The organism is Acinetobacter sp. 24-47-67, assembly GCF_056779735.1.
The window spans coordinates 80,224-105,570 of record NZ_JBWYIK010000007.1 but is presented as its reverse complement, the minus strand read 5'-3'; the positions used below and the strand labels follow the sequence as shown (position 1 = coordinate 105,570).

20 protein-coding genes and 1 riboswitch are annotated in these 25,347 nt (G+C 39.3%); of the genes, 6 read left to right on the top strand and 14 right to left on the bottom strand.

The genetic code is table 11. The features are described from left to right. Window positions 1-10 precede the first annotated feature (10 nt). A complete protein-coding gene (gene ftsW, locus AC1M9K_RS09915) occupies window positions 11-1,207 on the top strand; it encodes a putative lipid II flippase FtsW (RefSeq protein ID WP_481589172.1) in 1,197 nt (398 codons plus the stop codon). 16 nt (window positions 1,208-1,223) lie between these two features. On the opposite strand, the gene AC1M9K_RS09910 is transcribed toward ftsW, so the two are convergent. From AC1M9K_RS09910 to AC1M9K_RS09880, 7 genes are all read right to left on the bottom strand, one after another. Further along, window positions 1,224-1,478 carry a zinc-ribbon domain-containing protein gene (locus tag AC1M9K_RS09910; protein WP_481589171.1) on the bottom strand — a complete coding sequence of 85 codons (255 nt, stop codon included), beginning with the start codon at window positions 1,476-1,478 and terminating at the stop codon, window positions 1,224-1,226. 79 nt (window positions 1,479-1,557) lie between these two features. Continuing rightward, window positions 1,558-2,421 carry a tRNA glutamyl-Q(34) synthetase GluQRS gene (gene gluQRS, locus AC1M9K_RS09905; protein WP_481589170.1) on the bottom strand — a complete coding sequence of 288 codons (864 nt, stop codon included), beginning with the start codon at window positions 2,419-2,421 and terminating at the stop codon, window positions 1,558-1,560. A gap of 59 nt (window positions 2,422-2,480) precedes the next feature. Beyond that, window positions 2,481-3,002 (bottom strand): RNA polymerase-binding protein DksA, encoded by a 522-nt coding sequence (gene dksA / locus AC1M9K_RS09900; protein ID WP_035263919.1) that lies wholly within the window; start codon window positions 3,000-3,002, stop codon window positions 2,481-2,483. Window positions 3,003-3,208: 206 nt separating this feature from the next. After that, entirely contained in the window at window positions 3,209-4,015 is an 807-nt protein-coding gene (cpdA, locus tag AC1M9K_RS09895; RefSeq protein ID WP_481589169.1) for a 3',5'-cyclic-AMP phosphodiesterase, read from the bottom strand. Between the two features lie 3 nt (window positions 4,016-4,018). Further along, window positions 4,019-4,645: an NUDIX domain-containing protein gene (locus AC1M9K_RS09890; RefSeq protein WP_481589168.1), complete on the bottom strand. Its 627-nt coding sequence runs from the start codon at window positions 4,643-4,645 to the stop codon at window positions 4,019-4,021. 73 nt (window positions 4,646-4,718) lie between these two features. Beyond that, window positions 4,719-6,614, bottom strand: coding sequence for a phosphomethylpyrimidine synthase ThiC (thiC, locus tag AC1M9K_RS09885; RefSeq protein WP_481589167.1), 1,896 nt, complete (start codon window positions 6,612-6,614; stop codon window positions 4,719-4,721). 87 nt (window positions 6,615-6,701) lie between these two features. After that, a riboswitch (TPP riboswitch) is annotated at window positions 6,702-6,821 on the bottom strand. A gap of 40 nt (window positions 6,822-6,861) precedes the next feature. Further along, window positions 6,862-7,914: a hypothetical protein gene (locus AC1M9K_RS09880; protein ID WP_481589166.1), complete on the bottom strand. Its 1,053-nt coding sequence runs from the start codon at window positions 7,912-7,914 to the stop codon at window positions 6,862-6,864. Window positions 7,915-8,193: 279 nt separating this feature from the next. On the opposite strand from AC1M9K_RS09880, the gene abuO reads away from it, so the two are divergent. Both abuO and phoU read left to right on the top strand, forming a co-directional pair. Then, entirely contained in the window at window positions 8,194-9,534 is a 1,341-nt protein-coding gene (abuO, locus tag AC1M9K_RS09875; protein ID WP_481589165.1) for a multidrug efflux outer membrane protein AbuO, read from the top strand. 96 nt (window positions 9,535-9,630) lie between these two features. After that, window positions 9,631-10,356 carry a phosphate signaling complex protein PhoU gene (gene phoU, locus AC1M9K_RS09870; protein ID WP_035263928.1) on the top strand — a complete coding sequence of 242 codons (726 nt, stop codon included), beginning with the start codon at window positions 9,631-9,633 and terminating at the stop codon, window positions 10,354-10,356. A 397-nt stretch (window positions 10,357-10,753) separates the two neighbouring features. Here the strand turns inward: phoU and AC1M9K_RS09865 are convergent, their stop codons facing one another. From AC1M9K_RS09865 to ompR, 3 genes are all read right to left on the bottom strand, one after another. Next, window positions 10,754-12,271, bottom strand: a complete 1,518-nt coding sequence (locus AC1M9K_RS09865; protein ID WP_481589164.1) for an acetyl-CoA hydrolase/transferase family protein — start codon at window positions 12,269-12,271, stop codon at window positions 10,754-10,756. Between the two features lie 208 nt (window positions 12,272-12,479). Further along, a complete protein-coding gene (locus AC1M9K_RS09860) occupies window positions 12,480-13,940 on the bottom strand; it encodes an ATP-binding protein (RefSeq protein WP_481589163.1) in 1,461 nt (486 codons plus the stop codon). A gap of 107 nt (window positions 13,941-14,047) precedes the next feature. After that, window positions 14,048-14,812: an osmolarity response regulator transcription factor OmpR gene (ompR, locus tag AC1M9K_RS09855; RefSeq protein WP_035263934.1), complete on the bottom strand. Its 765-nt coding sequence runs from the start codon at window positions 14,810-14,812 to the stop codon at window positions 14,048-14,050. Between the two features lie 482 nt (window positions 14,813-15,294). On the opposite strand from ompR, the gene AC1M9K_RS09850 reads away from it, so the two are divergent. Both AC1M9K_RS09850 and AC1M9K_RS09845 read left to right on the top strand, forming a co-directional pair. After that, a complete protein-coding gene (locus tag AC1M9K_RS09850; protein ID WP_481589162.1) occupies window positions 15,295-17,661 on the top strand; it encodes a Tex family protein in 2,367 nt (788 codons plus the stop codon). 197 nt (window positions 17,662-17,858) lie between these two features. After that, window positions 17,859-20,054 (top strand): bifunctional SulP family inorganic anion transporter/carbonic anhydrase, encoded by a 2,196-nt coding sequence (locus AC1M9K_RS09845; RefSeq protein WP_481589161.1) that lies wholly within the window; start codon window positions 17,859-17,861, stop codon window positions 20,052-20,054. A 58-nt stretch (window positions 20,055-20,112) separates the two neighbouring features. Here AC1M9K_RS09845 and AC1M9K_RS09840 read toward each other — a convergent pair whose 3' ends face one another. The 4 genes from AC1M9K_RS09840 to AC1M9K_RS09825 form a co-directional block, all read right to left on the bottom strand. Further along, the gene (locus tag AC1M9K_RS09840) at window positions 20,113-20,430 is read right to left on the bottom strand and encodes a hypothetical protein (protein ID WP_092767300.1); all 318 of its coding nucleotides are present in this window, start codon (window positions 20,428-20,430) and stop codon (window positions 20,113-20,115) included. A 113-nt stretch (window positions 20,431-20,543) separates the two neighbouring features. Beyond that, a complete protein-coding gene (locus AC1M9K_RS09835) occupies window positions 20,544-20,843 on the bottom strand; it encodes a hypothetical protein (RefSeq protein WP_035263939.1) in 300 nt (99 codons plus the stop codon). Window positions 20,844-20,959: 116 nt separating this feature from the next. Beyond that, window positions 20,960-21,847, bottom strand: coding sequence for an SDR family NAD(P)-dependent oxidoreductase (locus AC1M9K_RS09830; protein ID WP_092767298.1), 888 nt, complete (start codon window positions 21,845-21,847; stop codon window positions 20,960-20,962). Window positions 21,848-22,088: 241 nt separating this feature from the next. Next, window positions 22,089-23,366 carry an O-acetylhomoserine aminocarboxypropyltransferase/cysteine synthase family protein gene (locus AC1M9K_RS09825; RefSeq protein ID WP_035263942.1) on the bottom strand — a complete coding sequence of 426 codons (1,278 nt, stop codon included), beginning with the start codon at window positions 23,364-23,366 and terminating at the stop codon, window positions 22,089-22,091. Window positions 23,367-23,663: 297 nt separating this feature from the next. Between AC1M9K_RS09825 and ettA the strand changes: the two genes are divergently transcribed. Continuing rightward, entirely contained in the window at window positions 23,664-25,325 is a 1,662-nt protein-coding gene (gene ettA, locus AC1M9K_RS09820) for an energy-dependent translational throttle protein EttA (protein ID WP_035263944.1), read from the top strand. Window positions 25,326-25,347: the final 22 nt, after the last annotated feature.

Below are 25,347 nucleotides of genomic sequence, written 5' to 3'. Positions count from 1 at the left end.
GGACGAAGATATGGCTGAGTCAGCTCAGACAACGATTGATAAAGTGAATAAAATTTACCAACGTTGGTTACCACGTATTCCAAGTGAAATTACATCAAGGAATGTTCTAATTTTTTGTGTGATTGCACTGCTCTGTATTGGAACGGTGATGGTTGGTTCAGCTTCTATGCCTTACGCAGAAAGATTGCATGAAAATCCATTCCACTATGTCATCCGCCATGCCATATCCATCGTGGTTGCGTTTGTCGCAGCAATTTTAGTTTATCGTGTTTCGTTAAATACCTGGTTTAAGAACACATTTCCGTTATGGATGATGACTATGGCATTGCTTGTCGCGGTGTTATTAGTCGGTTCGGAAGTGAACGGTTCGACGCGTTGGATTCGAATCGCAGGATTTACCTTCCAGCCTACTGAAGCTGCGAAAGTGATGATGGCTATTTTTACTGCAGATTATGTTGTCCGTCGGGCAGAAGAAGTGCGGAATAATGTGAAAGGGCTGGCACGATTAGCAACAGTAATGCTATGTACAGTTGGTTTGATTATTGCTGAACCTGACTTAGGTGCAACGGTAGTGGTTGCCTTAACGATGTTAGGGGTGTTCTTTCTTGCAGGTGCGCCACTAATCCAGTTTGGTATTGCATTGGGTGCCATTATCATGGCATTTGTAGTGCTGGTTGTGTTCGAGCCTTATCGTTTCGAGCGTTTAATGTCTTTTACCAATCCATGGGCAGATCCTTTAGGTTCTGGTTATCAGCTTTCAAATGCGCTTATGGCCTTTGGACGTGGTGAATGGTTAGGGGTAGGCTTAGGCCATAGTATTCAAAAAATGTCTTATCTCCCTGAGGCGCATACGGACTTTATGTTGGCTATTTTGGCAGAAGAGTTCGGTTTCATGGGTATTACGGTTGTTCTCGCACTGTCATTTCTTATGGTGGGTGCGTGTATTCGAATTGGGCATCGTGCCATTCAGCATCAATTTTTGAGAGCGGGTTATTTGGCTTACGGGATTAGCATTATTTTTGTTCTGCAAATTATGGTAAATGCTGGCATGAATATGGGGCTGCTCCCAACAAAAGGTTTAACTTTACCATTTATTAGTTATGGTGGTTCATCTCTGATTATGTGTGCTGTCATGGTCAGTTTAATGCTGAAAATTGAAGCAACAACCCAAGAAAAGAATCAGGCTAAGGAAGTATCTAGCTTTTAAAATACACGATTGTATCTTAAGCATTCAAATCTGATGATGGTGGAGTACTATTTTGCTGCAACACCATTGTTGGCATATGTGTGCCACAGTTTAAACAGGTGACTTGACCAGATTTGGGTTTTGATAGTGGAATCAATGGAATAAAAAATAAAGAAAAATAATTGCGTTGTTGTTTAATTTCATAATTGCTATGTGTACGACAGACTGGGCATAGAAATTGCCCCTTTTCCGTTTTGATGGTTTTAGGTCCTACCCCAAAAATAAAAAACATAATGAACTCCTGATTAATCTATCTAAATGGAATTCAAAAACATTTTCAGCTGAATAACAAGCATGATTCTGTATGGACACTATTCAAAAACATCTTGTATTGTGGTGCCAACTGGAATTTTCTTACGATCCCATTGTTGAATTGCCTGTAGAAGCATGCGATTTGGTTGATCTAGATCAACTGGATCTTGTCCTAATGCATGAATAGCTTTGTTCAAGAGTTGGGGGGCTTGGGTGAGATCAAGTGCTACAGCTAAATTTTGCTTAGAAAGCTTTGTACCATCTTTATTCATTGCTAGGGGCAAATGCATATACTGAAGTTCAGGGTAGCCCAATAATCGCCCTAACCAAATTTGTCGTTCAGTGTTATCCAGCAAATCAGCACCACGCACAACATGAGTCATTCCTTGTAGATAATCATCCACAACCACGGCGAGCTGATAATTAATAATACCGTCGCGACGTTTAAGAACAAAATCTCCTAATTCATTGGTCAAATTAGAGCAATGCTGACCTTGTAAAAGATCCTCAAAACAAATCAACTCGTCTGATGTTTTAACCCGAATGGCTTGTTGATCGTGTGGTAGTTTTAAATCGCGGCAAGTACCGCTATAGATATGATTAGAGCCTAAGATTTTGCGTGTACATTGGCAGGCATAGGTGAGGTCACGTTGCTGAAGATCATTTAAGACCGATTCATAGATGTTTAAACGGTCTTTTTGAAAGATAATTTCGTCATCAAACTCGAAACCGAAAGCTTCAATACATGACAAGATATGTTCTTCACTACCAGGATATATGCGAGGGATGTCTGTATCTTCAATTCGTACAACCCATTTGCCTGCATGAGATCTTGCTTCACAATAGCTTGCAACAGCTGTAATGAGTGATCCAAAATGAAGAGGGCCGGTTGGCGATGGCGCAAACCGGCCCACATAAGCCATCCTGTTGTCCCCCTCCTTTATCAAAGGAGGGGTTAGGGAAGGATTATTAAATAACATGATTAACCGTTATTTTGTTTCTCTTTAATTTCAGCTAAAGTTTTGCAATCAATGCAAAGCGTCGCTGTTGGACGAGCCTCTAAACGACGTAAGCCAATTTCGATTCCACAGGTTTCACAGAAACCATAGTCATCATTTTTGATTGCTTCGATAGATTGTTCAATTTTGCGAATTAACTTGCGTTCACGGTCACGAGTACGAAGCTCAATCGCAAACTCTTCTTCTTGCGTTGCACGGTCATTTACATCAGGCAATGCAGTATTTTCATCTTGCATTGTATTTAATGTTCGATCCACTTCTGACATTAACTCGTCTTTCCATGCCAATAAAATTTGACGGAAATGCTCAAGTTGACCTTCAGACATGTATTCTTCATTTTTTTTCGGCTGATAAGGCTCGATGCCAAATAGACTCGCTGTAGTACCGCCTTCGGAAGTCTTTGGCTTGGTCTTACGCACGCGTTTTACTTTTTCAGCAACTACGTTGTTTTCTTCCAAGACTTGATTTTGGTTGTCATTCGCCATAAAGGGCATTCCTCATCATATGCGTGTTTGCGTACGCAAAAAATATGGTGATATGCAAGTGTTTTTATCGCTTCCGATAGATTGTTGCTATCGGGGGCGTCATCATATAGATTTTTTATCAAAGATGAAAGCTATGAATATCTGTTTTGGACTGTTCAGATTCCATTCGGACAGATAACTTAATCCAAAACACTTTAAAAGAAAAGCTAATAACCTGAAATTTCTTTATTAATATTTTGCGCGAAATTTTGTAGGCGATGAACACGTGTTTCAAAGCTACCGTCAGTTTTCAGTAGTAGGCTGCGATAGCCTGGTGCAAGGTCATCAAAGGCAAAATCTTCAGTCTTTGGTTTAAACTGAACGGAGGTAGAGGGCGTTGACAAAAATTGAATATTTTTCCAAACATTCAACGAATCTTGGTGCACATGTCCAAAGATCACTGCTTGAATGTGTTGATACTCTGCCATGATCTGTGTCAATTGATCTGAATTTTTTAAGATGTGTCGATCAATCCACTTGGACTTCATTTCAAGTGGGTGATGATGACACGCCAAAATGACAGGATGCTGCTGTGTTTCCTGAAGAATCATTGATAAATGATTCAATTGTTCTGCTTTAATCCAACCATCTACTTTGTGGGGCACAGCACTATTTAATAGGACGATTTTCCACGTTTCGAAAGTTAACACGGCCGGTATAGGATCAGGCGCTGCAAAAGGAAAATATTCGGCATCATCATGATTGCCTGGAATTTGATAAAACGGAATATTCAAATTTTTCATGAAACTCAAATATCGGTGATAAGTTGCCTCATGTGGTACCTGTGCCAAGTCACCTGTATGAATAATCGCATCAATGTCTTGATAGCGATTTAAAATATCATTGATCACTGCATGAAAACTTTGTTCAGGATTTATCTGAACAAACGGCGTGTCAGGATGATCCATGAGATGAGTATCGGTAATTTGGATAATGAGCTGATCATTTTTATTCTGTTTGATTAAAGGCGTCATAAATTACCTCAGCGCTATAGAGGTAGTGGCAATGTGCTGTTTGAGCCATTGCAGAGCCATGATGACAGGTGCATTACACAATCGTTTGGATGCCAATAATTGTTCAAGATCTGAATAAGCTAAGATATGCAGTTGGATATTCTCACCTTCATCTGGCATACCATGAATACCACCTTGCTCAGGAAGATCTGCTTCTGCAACATACAAATGAAAAACTTCATCGCACGCACCAGCAGAAGGGTAGAAGGTAAATAAATGTTCCAGATTACGAATTTCACAACCAGACTCTTCTAAACTCTCACGCTGAATGCATGTTTCAGGTGATTCATCGCCATCTAATACGCCTGCAATGATTTCTAGTTGCCATGGGGAGATAGGATCATCGATTGCACCAATTCGGAATTGTTCAATCAGTGCAAAGCGCTTGAGTGCATCATTGTAGATGAGTACACCAGCAGCTTCTTTTCGATGCACTAATTCACGATGAATTGTTGGGGTATAAGTATTCTCACCAAATAAACGATGTGTGATGCTCACTTTCTCTATACGAATGAATCCTTGATAAAGGGATTCGCGAGAATGGACCTTAAAATCTTTATTATTGTAGGTGGCTTTTTCAAGAATTTTCATTCGTATACGTTAGGACAAAAATTTATTTCATCCTAACTGAGATTGCATTAAAGAAAAACAGATTTTTTAATTTTTACAGCTTCTGATACAACTTTTGTCCTTGCTTATGATACTTATTTTTCATGGCGTTGAGACCTGATTCAATCTCTTGATTTAACTTGAGATCTAGGTTATCAGACTGCTGATTTTGAGCGTATTCACGCACATTTTGGGTAATCTTCATTGAGCAAAATTTAGGTCCACACATCGAACAGAAATGCGCTGATTTATGTGCCTCTTTAGGCATGGTTTCATCATGCATACTACGTGCCGTATCAGGATCTAAACTTAAGTTAAATTGATCTTCCCAACGAAACTCAAAACGTGCTTTTGAAAGCGCATTATCACGGACTTGAGCACCTGGGTGTCCTTTGGCGAGGTCTGCAGCATGTGCTGCAATTTTATAGGTGATAATGCCATCTTTGACGTCCTTTTTATTGGGTAGACCTAAATGCTCTTTAGGTGTTACGTAACAAAGCATCGCTGTTCCATACCAACCGATCATGGCTGCACCAATTGCTGAAGTAATATGATCATAACCAGGTGCAATATCTGTTGTTAATGGTCCTAATGTATAAAAAGGTGCTTCTTTGCAAACCTCAAGTTGTAAATCCATATTTTCTTTAATCATATGCATAGGAACATGACCAGGACCTTCAATCATGACTTGCACATCGTGTTCCCAAGCTCGATGGGTTAATTCTCCTAATGTACGTAGTTCGGAAAATTGGGCTTCGTCATTGGCATCTTGAATGCACCCAGGGCGCAAACCATCACCTAAGCTGAATGAGACATCATAGGCTTTCATGATCTCGCAGATTTCATCAAAATGGGTGTATAAGAAATTTTCTTTATGATGTGCAAGACACCACTGCGCCATGATTGAACCACCGCGTGAAACGATGCCCGTTAAGCGATTGGCTGTGAGAGGAACATAGCGCAATAAAACACCAGCATGAATCGTGAAGTAATCAACCCCTTGCTCAGCTTGTTCGATTAAAGTGTCTTTAAAAATTTCCCATGTAAGATCTTCTGCTATTCCATCCACCTTTTCTAATGCTTGATAAATCGGAACAGTTCCAATAGGTACAGGGGAGTTACGAATAATCCACTCGCGTGTTTCATGAATATTTTTACCAGTAGACAAATCCATGATGGTGTCAGCACCCCAACGTGTTGCCCATGTCATTTTTGCCACTTCTTCATCAATGGATGAACCCAGTGCTGAGTTGCCAATATTGGCATTAATTTTCACTAGGAAATTGCGTCCGATAATCATCGGTTCGAGTTCAGGGTGATTGATATTGGCAGGAATAATGGCACGACCTGCAGCGACTTCTTGGCGTACAAATTCAGGTGTAATTTCTAATAAATTTTTTGCACCAAAGTTTTGACCAACATGTTGGCGAATATCCACACCTTCGCGTTGCTTTTGGTTTTCTCGAATCGCAATGTATTCCATTTCAGGCGTGATAATACCCTGCTTAGCATAATGCATTTGCGTGACGTTATGTCCTGGTTTAGCTCGACGAGGTTTCTGGATATGTGCGAAACGAATGCCAGCTGTACGAATATCTTGAAGACGTTCTCGCCCAAATTTTGAGCTTAATGTCGCGAGTTGTTCTGTATCTGCGCGCTCTTCAATCCATGTATCTCTGAGGTTTGGTAGGCCTCGATTTAAATCAATTTGAATCTCAGGGTCGGTATAAACACCTGAAGTGTCATACACCAAAATGGCAGGATTATACTCACCGCCTAAGCCCGTTGGTGTATCGGAGAGTGCAATTTCACGCATGGGTACGCGAATATCTGGACGAGAACCTTGAACATAGACTTTTTTTGACGCTGGTAAAATGCGGGTGAGATCTTGAGCATCTTGCTCATGTTGAGCAGAGAGATCTGTATTTGAAAGATTCGTTAATTGGTTCATTGCAATGATCCTTATGAATGACATCAACGAATCAAGCACGACCAAAAACGGTGGCGGAATTATCCTGAATGAATAACCTAGAACAAAGTTTTTAGATGGCTTGATTCCTACGCAGGTATTAACCTGATCAGGTTCAACGGTACTCACCATCAAAACAATGTTTTAGGTGATCTCAGCGAGTTATTACTCGCGCTCCGTCAAGCGATGCCAAAATATTAACATATAAAGTCAGATTAAAGTCATCAGACTATGATGCATAACAAATTGCGTCTTTAAAGCAATTACGACGATTTTCAAGATCAACAGTTTTTAAGTTTAAATAGTGACTTAGCTGTATAAGAACTTGCGGATTTTGATCAGTCTGATTTGAAGTTAATTTACTTTTTTGTTGTGAATCCAGTTCGATAAATTTTAAGAAAAGTCTCGCTTGATCTGCTAAACGACTATTTTTCATATTTGCGAGTTGTTCGATTTCAGCTAAAGCATCGGGTGCAATTTCAACACGTCCTTCAAAATCATGAGAAACAGGATCATGTTTGAGACCTTTAAATAATAGATTTGAATAAAAATGATAAAGGTACTCTGCATCTAAACGGAAACTGCTTTGAGGGTATTTTTTTAGATAATTTTCCCAATACTGGGCACGTCTAGAAATCTCTTGTGCTTCAAGATGAAAATGAGGATCTTCAAATTGTGCTTGCTGATTTTGTTCAGCAAGTTCTTGCATAAATGCTTGTTCTGCCTCAGGGAAATAGGGGGCAAATACTCGTGCTAAATAATATGGGTTTCTTTGATAGGTTGCTTGGTGGTTAATATCGACGAGATCAATATACGCTTGACCCTTATGCCGAAGTAAATATTGATCTCGTGGATGTAATTTTTCAATTTGTGATTGTTGAATCGTCGGAAATTGCGACTGGTCATGAGCATATAAATCAAAAGCTTTCTGCTGTTCAGGTGATCGATCTAAACTTAAGAAATTTCTATACATGATGTCTGCCAAACCAATCAATTCTTTCTGTTCCTGAAATGGCATTAAGGGAAGACAAAGTCGAATATCTTGATTGATTTGCTCAATGGCGAATGTAGTCCGTTGAGCAGTTATCCCGAGCATTTCTTTTTTGAGTTTTTGACAAATGAGGTTGAGATCAGGTGTGGTGTTCTGGTTTTGGGTTGGGTTTGGAGATTCAGTAGGTATTTCTTCGGAAATCGGTTTTTGACACGCAGTTAAGCCAAGACTTACGACTATAAGAGTCAATAATTGACGAATAGGCTTAAACGTGTGCAAAAATGACTTCATTGAGATATCAAAATACAGTTAAAGTGTGAAATGAGGCGCAAATAGATTTTCACTTATTTTAAAACCGTACAGTGAAATTTATTGTAGTTGCTTCGCAATCAAGCGTTAAAATAATGTATGAAAAACATACATCAATGCGCATAATTCAAAATAATTCTCCGGATTAAATGAAAAAATAATAAAATTGATACGTAAAAAGTTCGATTAAAGATTATATTTGCAACATCCTATTCTAATTACTTGTTATTCAAATGCTTAAGGTACTGTGAAGTCATTATCATGAAAAAAACTCTACTTGCAGTCAGTTTAATTGCGCTTAGCCCGATGAGCTTTGCATTGAACCTCGTTGAAGCCTATGAGCGAGCAAAGCAAACCGATCCAAATTGGCAAGCCAACGTTTTGCAGTATGAGGCTGATCAGTTAAATATAGGTTTAGCAAAAGGTAATTTGCTGCCGACAGTAACTGTTTCAGGAAATGTGACGCGTAAAAACCAAGATGTAAATCATTCAAGTACAGAATCGAATCCTTTTTTTAATAGTTCTGACCTGTTGGCATCGACATCGACCACTCGTCAAATTGCGATTACTGCACGACAACCCATTTTCAGAATGGATGCTTGGCAGGGATATAAACAGGTAAAAACCTCAGTTCAACTGAGTGAAGTCACTTTAAAACAGCAACAGCAACAACATATATTAAATGTCTCTGAAGCTTATTTTAATGTACTACGTCAACAGGCTTTAACGCTCACTAACGCTCAAGAAGAAAAAGCATTATTCGAGCAGCTCAATATGATGAATGCCAAACTCAAAGAAGGTTTAGTTGCTGAAAGCGATGTGAGCGAAGCGAATGCACAATATCAAAATGCGCGAGCAAATCGAATTGCGACAGGTGTTCAATTAATCTTGGCACAAGAGCAACTTGCTCAGTTGATTGGACCTTACCAAGAAAAGCTCGCTGTTTTAAGTGATGATTTCGAGTATCAAAAGCCTGTACCGAATATCATGAGTGAATGGACTAAATTAGCTCAAGAACAGAATCTTGAAATTCTACAAGCGCGTTTGCAACGTCAATATGCCAATGATCAGCGACGTGTAGAGCAAGCGGCGCTTTATCCTCAAGTCGAAGCCGTAGCCACTTATGGATATAGTGAACAGTCACCACAAACAGCTATATCGAGTGATGGACAGTTCGATCAGGTGGGTGTAGAAATGAACTGGAATGCCTATACCGGTGGGCGAACTAAAATTAATATTGATAAAGCGACAAAAAATGTTGAAAAGTCGGAACGCCAATTAGAAGCTGCGATACGTAAAGCAACCACAGATGCTAAAAAATCTTACCTACAAATTGATATGGATAGTGCTACATTGCAAGCGCGCAAAGCTGCCATGGATTCTTCAGCATTAGTCGCGAAAGCATCCCAAGCTCAGTATGATGAAGGGCTTAAAAGTATGGTTGATGTGTTGCTTGCGCAAAGAAATGCTTTTGCAACGCGATTAGATTTTGTGAATGCTCAATATGATTATGTGTTGAATGTGTTGAGGTTGAAGGCTTCTGTGGGACAATTGAATGAAAATGAGCTTCGTCAAATGAATGCATGGTTAGTTGAAAAATAGAATAAATTGATTGTTTTGTCATCAAATATTCACAATTGATATGCTTTAATATGGCAAAAATTTCAATCCATTCACGCTGTGTGGAGTAATAAGACTTTGAGCTCTAATAATCCTGTACTTAGCCACCATATTTCTTCTCAATTTAACGAAGATTTGCAAGATGTCCATACCAAATTTATGGCGATGGGTGGTTTGGTTGAGCAACAAGTTGCTAATGCCATTCATGCTCTTTTAGATACAAATGTGAATTTAGCTGTAGATGTCCAATTTCAGGATAATACGGTAAATCGCTATGAGCGTGAAATTGATGAAGGTTTGACTTTGATTTTAGTGCGTCGCCATCCTGCTGCAAGTGATCTGCGTATGGTGATTGCAATGAGCAAGGCCAATACCGATTTAGAACGTATTGGTGATGAAGCAGCTAAAATTGCACGTATAGCCCAAAATCTATGTGAAGAAGGTGAATCACCTCGTGGTTATATGGAAACACGTCATATCGGTAATCAAGTGCGAGTAATGATTCATGATGCATTGGATGCATTTGCACGTGTTGATGCAGAGCAAGCACTTAAAGTATTGTTGGCTGACGCAGATATCGATCGTGAATATCAATCTGCTACACGTACATTAATGACCTACATGATTGAGGATCCTCGTCATATTTCTCGTGTTCTGAATGTCATGTGGGTGCTGCGTTCTTTGGAGCGTATTGGTGACCATGCGCGAAATATTTCTGAACAAGTGATTTATATGGCTAAAGGCTATGACGTACGACACACCAGTGTGGAAGAGATTGAAGAAAAAGTTCAAGGTAATCATTAAAATAGAATTCATATAATACACAAAAACCTCGAATATCGAGGTTTTTTTATGTGATATTAAACTTGATTTTTGTAAAAGATATAGACAAAAAAATTCCTAGATTTTGGGGGAAATCTAGGAAGGAAAACTGATGAAACAGTACGCTGTTATTATTATTTGTTCACTCATAATCTTGCTATGAAATAATAATATTCAAATTATGTGTAAAGTTCAGCTGCAAAAGTGTGATTTTGTGTAATTTAATATTTGTGAAATGTAAAACTTATCACACTTTAGTGTCCTGCCCAATCCTGCCTATTTCATTAGTTTATGTCAACTATTATTATGATCTAAAAGTATTATAGAATCGTTGAAATAAAAAAAGCCCTGAATATCAGGGCTTTTTTCAAATTCATACTTATGCAGATTTTGCTTCAGCAGGTGCAGATAACATATGACCTGTTTCTTCAAAATTAGAATGCCAAGAGAGCGCTTCTGTAAGTAGGTGAGGGGTTTGTCCACCTTTAGCACATGCACGATCAAAATAGTCGTTTAATGCATCTTTATACAATGGGTGAACACAGTTATCGATGATTGCACGTGCACGTTCGCGCGGTGCAAGACCACGTAAATCAGCAAGACCTTGTTCAGTCACAAGAACGTCTACGTCATGACCTGTGTGATCTACGTGAGATGCCATCGGCACTACAGATGAAATGTCACCGCCTTTAGCGATTGATTTAGTCACGAAGATTGCGATATGCGCATTACGTGCGAAGTCACCTGAACCACCAATACCATTCATCATTTTTGAACCACATACGTGTGTAGAGTTCACATTGCCGTAGATGTCAAATTCAAGCGCAGTATTGATCCCGATAATCCCTAAACGGCGTACCAATTCTGGGTGGTTTGAAATTTCTTGAGGGCGTAATACAAGTTTGTCTTTGTATTTCTCAAGATTGTTGAATACTTTTTCACCATAACGTGCAGAAAGTGTAATTGATGAGCCAGAAGCGAATTTCATTTTACCAGCATCAATTAATTCAAAAGTACAGTCTTGAAGTACTTCTGAGTACATGATGAGATCTTCAAAATTCGATTCTTTAAGACCCGTTAATACCGCATTGGCAATTGAACCAATACCTGCTTGTAATGGACCTAAATTTTTAGGAAGACGTTCTTCAGCCACTTCTTTTTCAAAGAATTCGATTAAGTGGTTTGCAATTGCTTGAGTCTCATCATCTGGTGCAGTGACTGTTGATGGAGAATCATGCAATTCGCTGTTAAATACGATGCCAACAATTTTAGCAGGATCGATATTAATTGCGTGTGTACCAATACGCTCATCGACTTGAGTGAGTGGAATCGGCTGACGTGTCGGACGATAAGATGGGATATAAATATCGTGCAAGCCTTCGAATGCTGGGCTTAAATTTGTGTTAATTTCAACAATTACTTTTTCTGCAAAGATTGCAAAGCTTGCTGAGTTACCTACTGAAGTCGTTGGAATGATGCCACCATCTTCAGTAATTGCTACAGCTTCGATGACTGCAATATCAGGCTTTTTCAATTGTTTATTACGCATTTGTTCAACAGTTTCTGACAAATGCTGATCAATAAACATTACTTCGCCTTTATTGATCGCCTTACGCAAAGTATTGTCGACTTGGAAAGGTAGACGACGAGCCAATACGCCAGCTTCAGTTAACTGTTTATCTAAGTCATTACCCAAAGACGCACCAGTGATTAAAGTGATCTTTAAAGGGTTTGTATGAGCGCGTTTTACCAATGCCAATGGAACTGCTTTAGCTTCACCAGCACGCGTGAAACCACTCATACCTACGGTCATGCCATCTTCAATAAACGTTGAAGCTTGTTCAGCTGAAATGACTTTTTCATGAAGTGACTCTAAACGAATGCGATCTAAAGACATGGTTTACTCTTCTCTTGATATTCTGGATCTGGCACCGATTGTACCGATCAAGCGAGCCATTTTGCATACCTGTTAGGCTAAGGTCTAATTTTTTCAAAAAATGCGGATATAAAGATATATTATGGTTTGTAAGATATTGTTTTTTATTTTTAATTTTCATTGTGGTGAATAATTAAACCAATTCAACCGTTCAACTATTCACCATTCATCAAAATCGTTCGGTGATGGTTTGCCTGATTTTATCTAAGGTGCTATTGGTTGAAATATCAGCAACTTGAGGTGTTGAAAGGGGCAGTAGAATGACCGCTTCAAGACCTCCTTCAGGACGATTATGAATTTTTAATTCACCTTCATGAATATCGACAATTCGTTTTACAATGGCTAAACCAAGACCACTCCCTTGGATGGTACGTGCTTCATTGCCACGTACAAAAGGTTGCATAAGGTCTGCAATTTGATCTTCTGGGATTCCATCACCGTGATCAGCAACACAAATTTTTAGATGATCTCCCTCGACTTTCGCACTTAGCTCAATGGGTTCAGCACCATAACGCTTAGAATTATTAATTAAGTTACCAATTAAGCGCTTGAGGGAAAGCGAACGAGCAGTAATCAGTGGGAGTTCTTCTGGTTCAAAGCGAATATCCAGGGGTTTAAACTGAATAACCAATTCTTGCAAAAGGGTATTGATATTGGTTTCTTTTAGGTCTTCATCTGAACCATCACGCATGTAAGAAATAAACTGATTAAGAATGGCATCCATATCATCCACATCAAAGATTAAGCCTTCTTTCAAGAAGTCATCATCTGACATCATTTCAGCACTCAGTCGAATTCGAGTGAGCGGGGTTCTTAAATCATGTGAAATACCAGCCAACATAATTTGACGATCACGCTCAGTGAGCTCTAATGTATAAATCATATGATTAAAGGCTTGGTTGACCTGGCGGATTTCCAAAGGTCCGTGGTTCGTCTCAAGATAGGGGGCTTTTCCAGTTTTACTATAGCTATTTGCTGCATTTTGAAGTCGGCGTAGTGGGCGATTGAGCTGTCTCACTAAAGTTAAGATAATCATGGCTGAAATCAGCGGTACGCCAAGAAACCATGCCAAAATCAATTCGGGGCTATAATTTGCATAAGTTTTTAACGGTTCTTGAACCCAATTCCCGTTCATTTCTGGGGTTTGAATCCAAATACGTGGGCTAGGTTTAAATTGGAAATAGACGGTGACCTCAGGCACGTCGAGCTCTTTGGCCAAACGTTTTTCAACTTGGTTCGTAAAGAATTCAGCAATGACTTTATCGCGCTGGTTGGGGAACGCAGCAGGGTCTGTAACGTATTCAATTCCAACACGCTGTTTTAACCATGTGTCAACATCAAGTTCAGTGTCACCATGAAAAATTCGAAGGTCGGGGTTGTTGATAATTTCGAGTTCAACCGCAAGGTAGCGTGCATGCTGTTGAATCTCTGGTAAATAGAGGGTTTTCCAAAAAAACCAAAGTGACATAAACAGACTAAAGAACACCACAAAAACAACCAAAACTGTTGTTCGCATTGCAGCGGAGCGCGGCTTGATTTTGTCAAGAAAGCGTTCCCATTTCGTTCGTTTTCGCTCTGAATACGCAACAAATTCATTAAATTTTTGTGGGTCAATAGGATCAAGTTTCACGGTCTAACCTGAGAGTTTGGGCTGAAAAAGAATAAGTGCATGTAATTGTTTAATACATAAAATAAAGACCCCGACATCATTGATGGCGGAGTCCATTGTTTAAAAAATTATTCTGCACCATCTGGTACGAATACGTATCCCACACCCCACACCGTTTGAATATAGCGTGCACGAGCCGGATTTTCCTCGATTAAACGACGTAAACGAGAGACTTGAACATCAATAGAGCGTTCCATTGCTCCCCATTCACGACCACGTGCCAAATTCATTAATTTATCACGTGTCAACGGTTCACGAGGATGTTGCACCAATGCTTTGAGTACTGCGAATTCACCAGTAGTTAAGGTCACCACTTGACCCTCACGAGTCAATGTTCGAGTCGATAGATCGAGTGACCAAGGACCAAATGAAACCACTTCAACATTCTGGCTTGGTGCCCCAGGAACCTCACGCACTTGTCGACGTAGTACAGCTCGGATACGAGCTAACAATTCATTTGGGTTGAATGGTTTTGGTAGATAGTCATCAGCACCTGCTTCAAGCCCTGCAATACGATCAGAGTCGCTACCACGTGCAGTGAGCATAATAATAGGCGTGTCAATGTTAGACTGCCTTAAACGACGACAAATGCTCAAACCATCTTCTACAGGAAGCATAAAATCTAAAACGATGAGCGAGAAAAGTTCACGTTGTAATAACCGATCCATTTGCGTGGCATCATGTGCGGTTTTAACCACAAAACCTTTATCTTCTAAAAACCGTTGTAAAAGGGTACGAAGACGCACATCATCGTCGACGACCAGAATGCGTTCAACTCTGTCAGTGTCATTGTGTACTACATCAGTATTTTCAGCAGGTACAACTAAACTCATGATGCACTCCCTTAAAAGTTGTATTTATAAATAGTCATTTGTCTCAGTATAATGCCTAAGTTCTTGTTAAGACTATGTATCAAATTGCTCAAAATTACAATTTTAAGTGTGTTCTGAAACCAAATCACAACATGTATTGACCTGTTTTTAAGCAAATAATTTAAAATAAAATCGCTATTCAATATGAAGCTAATTTGAAGTGGTATTGAAAGCAAAAAATTTACATCAAAATCAGAAAAATAAAGTGATTATAAAGAGTTAAATGTTTTAGTTCATTGTCAAAGTGATGACACAATGACGCATTACACTCAAATAATTGATCAGAGATCTCACTAGAAGCTTTTTCTCTGGGAGATAAAACTAGAAAAATTGAGACTTTTATTTAAAATTTCATTGCAAATATTCAAAACAATTGTGGATTTTATAGTCTCGGTCTTTATAATCACTAACTTTTAGTCCTTATCCTTGTGGAATTTAACACGATGACTGACTTAGTTCAGCAGTTGGCAAGTGAACTTGCCGTACGTCCAAACCAAGTAGAAGCTGCCATTAAGCTGATTGATGAAGGTTCTAGTGTTCCATTTATTGCACGTTACCGTAAAGAAGTAACTCAAGGCTTAGACGATACGCAGTTACGTCAACTGGATACCCGATTAACTTACCTTCGTGATTTATTTGAACGCCGTGAAAAGGTCATTGAATCACTGAAAGAACAAAATAAACTCACGGATGATTTGTTAGCTCGCGTCAATGCCGTTGAAACAAAAAATGCATTAGAAGAAATTTACGCACCGTATCGTCCAAAACGTACAAGTAAATCATTTAAAGCAAAAGAGGCTGGTTTAGGCCCAATCGCTGAAAAAATCTATAATGAAAATGTTGAACCTGCAGAAGCTTTAGCAGGATTTAATCATGAAGATTATCCTGATTTAGAGAGTCAATTAGACGCTGTTCAGCATATTCTCATTGATGACTGGGCACAAAATATTGCACTCACGACAGAGCTTAAAGCGATGTTTGCAAAAACAGCAGTGTTAAAAAGCTTAGTTGCTAGTGAAGAGAAAAAAGAAGTTGGTAAAAAATTCCGTGACTACTTCGATTTTTCTGAAAATTTAAACAAAGTTCCATCACATCGCTTATTGGCAATGTTACGTGGACGTCAAGAGAATGTACTCGGTCTAAAAGTTGATGGTGAAAATGATGCTCCTTTGGCGCGCATTGAAACTGAATACAATCTTGATCAAGTTCAACCTCAAGCCCGTCAAGATTTTCTGAAGCAGACTGCAAAATTATTCTGGCTCGGCAAAGTCCGCCCTACAATTGAGCATTCACTTCTGACAGAAAAGCGTTTGGCTGCTGAAGCAGAAGCAATGCAAGTATTTGCAGAAAATTTACGTCATTTACTTTTATCTGCACCAGCAGGTTCACGTACTACTTTAGGTGTGGATCCTGGTATCCGTACGGGTGTGAAATTGGCTGTCGTGAATGCATCTGGAGATGTACTGGCACACAGCACGATTTATCCATTCGCACCTAAAGAAGATAAAGAAGGCTCAATCAATGAATTGGCACGTTTATGCCGTGAATTCAATGTTGAGCTAATTGCTATTGGTAACGGTACCGCGAGTCGTGAAACAGAAGCTGTTGTTGCGGAAATGATGGCTGCTCATGCTGATCTTAAATTAACGCGCGTGTCTGTATCTGAAGCAGGTGCTTCAGTATATTCAGCATCTGAATTGGCTTCACAAGAATTACCAGATTTAGACGTATCGATTCGTGGTGCAGTATCTATTGCGCGTCGTTTACAAGATCCATTGGCTGAACTTGTGAAGATTGATCCTAAATCAATTGGTGTAGGTCAATATCAACACGATGTGAATCAAACAGGCTTGGCAAAAACGCTTGAAGCTGTAGTGGAAGACTGTGTGAACTCAGTTGGTGTAGATGTGAATACAGCATCTTCAGCGATTTTGGGTTACATCGCAGGATTAAACAAATCTATAGCACAGCAAATTGTAGACTACCGTAAAGAGAATGGTCGTTTTGATAATCGTCAAGATTTGAAAAAAGTACCACGCTTAGGTGAGCGTACTTTTGAGCAAGCTGCAGGTTTCTTACGTATTCAAGACGGTTCAGAGCCATTGGATGCTTCAGCAGTTCATCCTGAGTCTTATGGTTTAGTCAACAAGATTGTTGAAGCGAAAGCGACCACTGTAAAAGATATTATTGGCAATACTGAAATCATTCGTCAGGTTAAACCTGAAGAGTTTGTTGATGACAAATTTGGTTTACCAACGATCCAAGATGTTTTGGCGGAGCTTGAAAAACCAGGTCGTGATCCACGTCCGGAGTTCCGTACAGCGAAGTTCCGTGATGACATTACTGAGGTTTCACAACTGACTGAAGGCTTAGAGCTTGAAGGTGTAGTGACCAATGTAACGAACTTTGGTGCATTTGTTGATGTTGGTGTTCATCAAGATGGTTTAGTTCATATTTCAGAACTAGCGAATGAATTTATTTCTGATCCACATAAGTTTGTGAAACCAGGGCAAATTGTTCAAGTGCGTGTGTTACAAGTTGATGTGGAACGTAATCGTGTGAATTTATCGATGCGTCCTGCAGGATCTGAAGCACCTGCGAAGGCACCGCGCCAGCCACGCCGTGAAACTCAAGGCCAGCAAGAGCAACGTGGTGAGCGTAAACCACACGCGAAGCGTCCTCAGCAAGCACGTCCATACGGTGATCGCCCACAACATGCGAAAAAACCTCAGCAGCAGAAACCACAAGAACAGAAGATTGGTGGTTTAGGTGCATTATTATTACAAGCAGGGGTTAAAGGTTCGAAGTAATCTTTAATCAGGTAAAAAACCTCCCATATGGGAGGTTTTTTATGCTTATGTTTTTAAATAAATGAAGAACATCAAGGTGATTTATTTTAAATGTAAACTTTAAGATGGTATAAAATAACAATAAAAACTTAATAATCAATTAGTCACTTCAAAATTATTTTTAACTTTATAAGTCATATAATTAAGAGAAATTAAACATGAGTATATCTCAAAATGAAGAGCTGAAACCTCGATTTTATAGTCGTGATTTGCTCTCAGGTCTGGTTGTTTTCCTTGTTGCACTTCCGCTTTGTTTGGGCATAGCTCATGCATCAGGTGCACCACTCATTTCAGGCATCATTGCTGGCGTGATTGGTGGAATCGTTGTTGGTTTTTTTAGTGGCTCACATATCAGTGTATCTGGTCCCGCTGCAGGCTTAGTGGCGATTGTATTGACCCAAATTGAATTACTACAAGGTAATTATCAAGCCTTTTTGTTCACATTGTTTTTAGCTGGAATTTTACAAATATTATTTGGTATTTTTAGGTTAGGTGTTTTCTCAAATTTCGTACCCACCAATGTGATTTTGGGATTGCTTGCCGCGATTGGTCTGTTACTGATTATCAGTCAATTACCTAAATTGATTGGTTTGGATGTCAAAGGCTTTGTTTTGATTGATCAATGGTCAATTCAATCTGTACTGAGTCATATTGATATTGGCTCAGGATTAATTGGTCTAAGTTGTATTGCGTTAATCCTACTGTGGGATAGTAGTAAATTAAAAAAACTGCCGCTGCCTTCAGCCTTGATTGCGGTGATATTTGCTGGACTTCTTAACTTTATCATGTTGAAAATCGGCTCTCCATATGCAGTAAACCCTCAACAATTGATTAATCTTCCGAATATCTTTTCTGGTTCAGAAACGATTTTCCAGTTTCCAGATTTTTCGTATTGGAATAATAGTTTAATTTATACGGGTGCAATTACATTAGCGGTGGTGGCTTCTCTTGAAACACTATTGAATTTAGAAGCTGCCGATAAGATGGATCCACAAAAGCGCTCATCACCACCGAATCGTGAATTATTTGCACAGGGGGTAGGAAACTCCATGTCAGGATTGATCGGTGGTATGCCGATTACCTCAGTCATTGTTCGTAGTTCAGTGAATGCAACCAGTGGAGCTAAAACTAAATTTTCTGCAATCTTTCATGGTTTTTTACTAATTGTTGCAGTGGCGGCGCTCACCCCATTGATCAATGCGATACCGCTATCTTCATTGGCAGCAATCTTAATCTTGACTGGATTTAAACTGGCAACACCAAGTTTATTTAAACGGATTTATGCGCAGGGTTGGAAACAATTTTTACCTTTTATTGTCACGGTAGTTGCAATCATTGCAACTGATTTACTGAAAGGCATCATGATTGGTTTAGTGATCAGTTTATTGATTATCTTACAGAGTCATCTACACCGTGGTGTACGTGTGATCCATGAAAAACATTTGCATGGCTCACTTACCCGTATTGAATTAGCACCGAATTTAAGTTTTTTAAATCGTGCCGCACTCGTCACCGCTTTAGAAAAAATTAAACCGCATGAAACGGTGCTAATCGATGCATCCAATACCTATTATATTGATCCAGATATCTATCAAATTATTAAGGACTTTCAAAGTGAAGTCGCGGTAAAACAGGGGATAAAAGTTAATTTACAAGGTTTTAAAGCGCATTATCCTGAAATAAAAGAGGACGAGCTCGATCTTGATGTGAGTACGCAAGAACTCCAAAAACAGCTCAGTCCTGATCAAGTTTTACAGATGCTAAAAGACGGGAACTTGCGTTTTATTAATCATCAGCGTTTACACCATAATATTGCTCGCCAGATTCAAGTCACGTCAAATGCAGGGCAACATCCTATTGCTGCAGTGTTGGGTTGTATGGATTCTAGAGCACCGACAGAGCGCATTTTTGATGTAGGAATCGGTGATTTATTCAGTTTGCGTATTGCTGGAAATATTGCTGGTCAAAAAGTCGTGGGCTCTTTAGAGTTTGCATGTAAAACCAAAGGTTCAAAACTGATCGTGGTATTGGGGCATACGGACTGTGGTGCGGTAGGATCTGCTTGTCATTTATTTGAGCAAAAAGTGGATTTGAGTCAACTAAAAGATACACCGAACGTTCAGCATTTTTTGAAGCCGATTATGCAGGCGGCGGAAACAGTCAAAAATGATATGAGTAATTATCAACTTACAACCAATTTTATTGATGCCGTAACTGTGTTAAATGTGCGAAATAATATTAATTATATTATTAAAAATAGTGACACGTTAAGAGACATGATTGAGCGTAAAGAGATTGGGATTGTTGGCGCAATCTATGATGTGAAATCTGGTCAAGTCAACTTTTTATCTTAAATGATCTCATTTCATCAGTAAGTGATATTAAAAACCTCCCAAATGGGAGGTTTTTAATTTATCCATTAATCATGGGGACAATCCAGCTGGTTAAGATCAATAAAATCCCGAGATGACCTAATTTTCGTGAAATTTTTACGAATTTTGGAACTGATTGTTCGATCTTTTGTGCATAGTCTTGTAGGTTGGCAGCTTTAGTTTGGCGGCTATGCCACAAGAATACGGCAAGATCGATACAGATGAGAATAGTTCCTACATCTGCGACTACGTCTAAAACTTTAAATTCTTGAGTATAAAAACCGAGAGTAACTTGATAAATGAGGAATATCGCAAATGCGATGGCTGCACATTGCAGCACTAAAGCTAAACCACGCATAAGTACAAAGCATAAAATCAATAAGATGCAAGGTTTATAACATAACTCTGCCGCCTAACGAATGATCTCAAAATTTTTTTTACGCCTAGATTTGAACCCAATCATGATTAGCACTAAATAAGATTCGGTAAGATCAAGCTGAATGCAATAGTGCCTAAACCTATTTTTGACAAATGATATGCATAAGACTTTGGTGCTTTGGCATGATTCATCTGCTGTTGATCCAATTCAGTTTTATTTTGAGCATCGGCTGGTTTTATGTTGAATCCCAGCTCAAGCAAAATTAAAAATAAACCTAGCTGTAATAAGGTGTCGAATGAGTAATGTTGCTGAATAATCATGCTCATGATTTGAGTAAAAATCAAAACAGCAACTGCTAGAAAAAATAATCTAAAAAAATAAATTTGAGCCATGACAAACTCCTATTTTATGTTTTGATCATGGCATTTAATTCTTAAAGAATAATTAAAATCACACAGTGAAAATGTAACAAGATCATCTCACAAAGTACTTAAATTAACTTGTTCGATCACCAATGTTCGCCAGGAAATAGTCGGGCATATGCACGCTGTACAATGTTTAATTTCTCTTGGCGACCGACAGAAGCAGTAGAGCTTGGAAATAAATTAAATCCAATCGACATCAATTTATTATTAATATCAGGTGCAATTGCATAAGTAATTGATGCAAGCTTTCCAAGACCAGTCGCTACCTTTTTTGGACGGTTCACAATAGCACCAGCGATTAAATCTGCAGCTTGATTCGGTGAAAGTGCTGGCACGTATTTATATATTTTAGTTGGAGCGATCATCGGCGTTCTGACCAAAGGCATGTAGACCGAGGTGATAGCGATATTATGCGCATGGACTTCAGCTGATAGGCAACGGCTAAATGCATCCAATGCAGCTTTTGAAGCGACATATGCAGAAAAGCGTGTAGCATTGGCTAATACACCAATTGAACTAATATTAATAATATGTCCACGTTCACGGTCTATCATATGTGGAAGGATATTTAAAATGAGGCGAACAGCACCAAAATAGTTGAGTTGCATCGTGCGTTCAAAATCGTGAAAACGGTCGATGGACTCATGGACTGCACGGCGAATCGAACGACCTGCATTATTAATTAAAATATCAATATGTGTGACGCTATTGAAGATTTGTTGCGTTACAGCATCGATTGAACTCATATCATTCAAATCACAAGGAAAAATGTCAGCTTTTCCCCCTTTTTGCTCAATCTCATATTTTACTTGTTGTAAAGTTTCCTCAGTTCGTGCCACCAATAATACATGCGCACCTGCCGCAGCCAATTGATGTGCAACAGTTAAACCGATACCACTGGACGCGCCTGTAATCAGAATATTTTTTCCATGGACACGTTTTTTAAAACGCTGTTCTAATTTTTTATTCACTTCATTCTCCCTGTAAATGCAATGAATTGTGGAACACGTATTTTTAAACGTGTCATACAAATCAGCATAGTGGAAAAATGAAAATAAACCATGGCATAAGTTTATGAATTTATTGTAAAAATTAGAGTAAATGCTCTAATTTTTTATTGTGGTAATACGAATAAAATAATTGAAAAAGACGATATGGTAAATGAGGATAAAGCCCCAGTCATGAGGCTTTATTTCTAATGTATTACCAAGATTAAACTTGAGCGAGCGCTTGTTCTAGGTCGGCGATTAAATCGTCAGCATGTTCGATTCCAATAGATAAGCGAACCATATCCGTAGAAACGCCAGCAGCTTTTAACTCTTCTTCATTCAGTTGGCGATGCGTTGTAGTTGCTGGGTGACATGCTAAGCTTTTTGCATCACCGATATTCACCAATCGTGTGAATAATTGTAGGGCATCTATAAAGCGAGTTCCGCCTGCTAAGCCATCCTGTACACCAAATGAAAGAATTGCTGAAGGTTTGCCCTTAACGTATTTCTGAGCTAAAGCATGTTGCGGGTGATCAGGTAGTCCTGCGTAATTTACCCATTTTACTTTTGGATGAGCTTGTAAATATTGAGCAACTTTTAAAGCATTTTCAGTATGACGTTCCATACGTAAACTTAATGTTTCTAAACCTTGCAGGATTAAGAAAACATTTTGTGGGCTAATCGCTGCACCTGTGTTGCGTAATGGCACGACACGAGCACGTGCAATATAAGCTGCTTCACCAAGCGCTTCGACATAGTTCACGCCGTGATAGCTTGGATCGGGCGTATTTAACGCTTTAAAACGATCTGGATATTTACCCCAAGGGAATTTACCGCTGTCAACAATGATACCGCCGATCGAATTACCATGTCCGCCGATGTACTTGGTTAGAGAGTGAACAACAATATCTGCACCAAATTCAAAAGATTTTTGAAGTACTGGTGTAGCAACTGTATTGTCCACAATTACAGGAATGCCAAGTTCATGTGCAAGCTTAGAAATCGCTTCTAAATCAATAATATTGCCGAGTGGATTACCAATAGACTCAACGAAGACTAATTTAGTTTTTTCATCAACAAGTGCTCGCAAACTTTCTGGATTTTGATAATCGAAGAAGCGCACTTCGATCCCTTGTTTTGGTAGCGTATGTGCAAATAAATTATATGTACCACCATAAAGTGTAGATACGGAAGCGATATTGTCCCCAGCTTCAGCAATGGTTTGAATGGCATAGGTAATGGCTGCCATACCTGATGCAAGTGCTAATGCGCCGATCCCACCTTCGAGTGCTGCAATACGTTGTTCAAGCACAGCAGTCGTTGGGTTCATAATTCGTGTATAAATATTCCCAGAGACCTTTAAATCGAATAGGTCTGCGCCATGTTGCGTATTATCAAATGAGTAAGACGTCGTTTGATAAATGGGTACCGCAACTGCTTTAGTCGTTGGTTCAGGTGAGTATCCAGCATGGATGGCGAGGGTTTCGTCCTTATATGTCATTTTGAGATCTTCTTGTGGTTTAAAAATTGTTCAATGAGAATATAGCACCCTAATCATATTATAAAATTTATAAATATTGAAAAAGTTATCTAAAATTCTCATATGTTGCTCATTTAAAAGCCATATTCTTGTGCACTTTGAATGGTAAGTTTGATGAAAAAATAAACTTGTAACATTCCTTGCAAGTTCGGGCGTATGGCTTATGTTTTTATCGTATTCATCGTATAATGCTCCCTAATTATTTGTCCGCGATTTGTATTTACAGCGGATTTTGTTTTTTTTATAGAGGAGTCCTACGTGGCCCAATATATTTACACGATGAACCGTGTGTCTAAGATGGTTCCGCCTAAGCGCGAAATCCTTAAAGACATCTCTTTATCATTTTTCCCGGGCGCTAAAATTGGTGTTCTTGGTTTAAACGGTGCAGGTAAATCTACCTTGCTTCGTATTATGGCTGGCGTAGATAAAGATTTCTCTGGTGAAGCTCGTGCACAACCAGGTATCAAGATCGGCTACCTTGAGCAAGAGCCGCCATTAGATGAAACAAAAGACGTTCGTGGCAACGTTGAAGATGGCGTTCGTGAAGCACTTGATGCATTAGCTCGTCTTGATGAAGTTTTCGCTGAATATGCAGCTGAAGATGCCGACTTTGATGCACTTGCAAAAGAGCAAGAAAAGCTTGAAGCAATTATTCAAACTTGGGATGCGCATAACTTAAATAACCAGCTTGAACAAGCAGCGGCAGCGTTAAACTTGCCAGCTTGGGATGCTGATGTCACTAAATTGTCAGGTGGTGAGCGCCGTCGTGTGGCACTTTGCCGTTTGCTCTTGTCTAAACCAGACATGTTGCTTCTTGACGAACCGACGAACCATTTGGATGCATCATCTGTTTCATGGTTGGAACGTTTCTTAAAAGATTTCCCTGGTACAATCGTTGCGATTACGCATGACCGTTATTTCTTGGATAACGTTGCTGAGTGGATTCTTGAGCTTGACCGTGGTATGGGTATCCCTTATCAAGGTAATTATTCTTCTTGGTTAGAGCAGAAAAATGCCCGCTTAGAGCAAGAACAGAAGCAAGAAGAATCTTTTGCTAAAGCATTGAAAAAAGAACTTGAATGGGTTCGTTCTAATGCAAAAGGTCAGCAAAAGAAAAATAAAGCACGTATGGAACGCTTTGAAGAGCTTAACTCTCGTGAATTCCAACAACGTAACGAAACGTCTGAAATCTACATTCCACCTGGTCCACGTCTAGGGAACAAGGTTGTGGAAGTTGAAGGTATTAGCAAATCGTTTGGTGATCGTACGCTTTACAAAGATTTATCTTTTGTTGTTCCACCTTGTGCGATCGTGGGTATCGTGGGTGAGAACGGTGCGGGTAAAACCACACTATTCCGTATGATGACAGGTGAATTACAACCTGATACAGGTACGGTAACGCTAGGTGAGTCAGTTAAAGTGGCTTACGTGGGTCAGATTCGTGACACCTTAGATAACAATAAAACGGTTTGGGAAGAAGTTTCTGGCGGTTTAGATATCTTACGTATTGGTGAATATGAAATCGCATCACGTGCATATATTGGTCGTTTTAACTTTAAAGGCCAAGATCAGCAGAAGCGTGTAGGTCAATTGTCAGGTGGTGAGCGTAACCGTTTACAACTTGCGAAAATTCTACAAATGGGCGCAAACGTTATCCTTCTCGATGAACCATCGAACGACTTGGATATCGAAACTTTACGTGCGCTTGAGGATGCAATTTTAGTATTCCCAGGTACTGTAATGGTCATCTCGCATGACCGTTGGTTCCTAGACCGTATTGCAACGCACATCTTGTCATTCGAAGGTGAAACACCAGAATTCTTCACAGGAAACTATGCTGAGTTCGAAGAATACCGTCGTAAACGCGATGGCGATGATCTAGTGGCTAAGCGCCAAAAATATCGCAAAATTGGTGGTTAATTCCATCTAATAAAAAAACCAG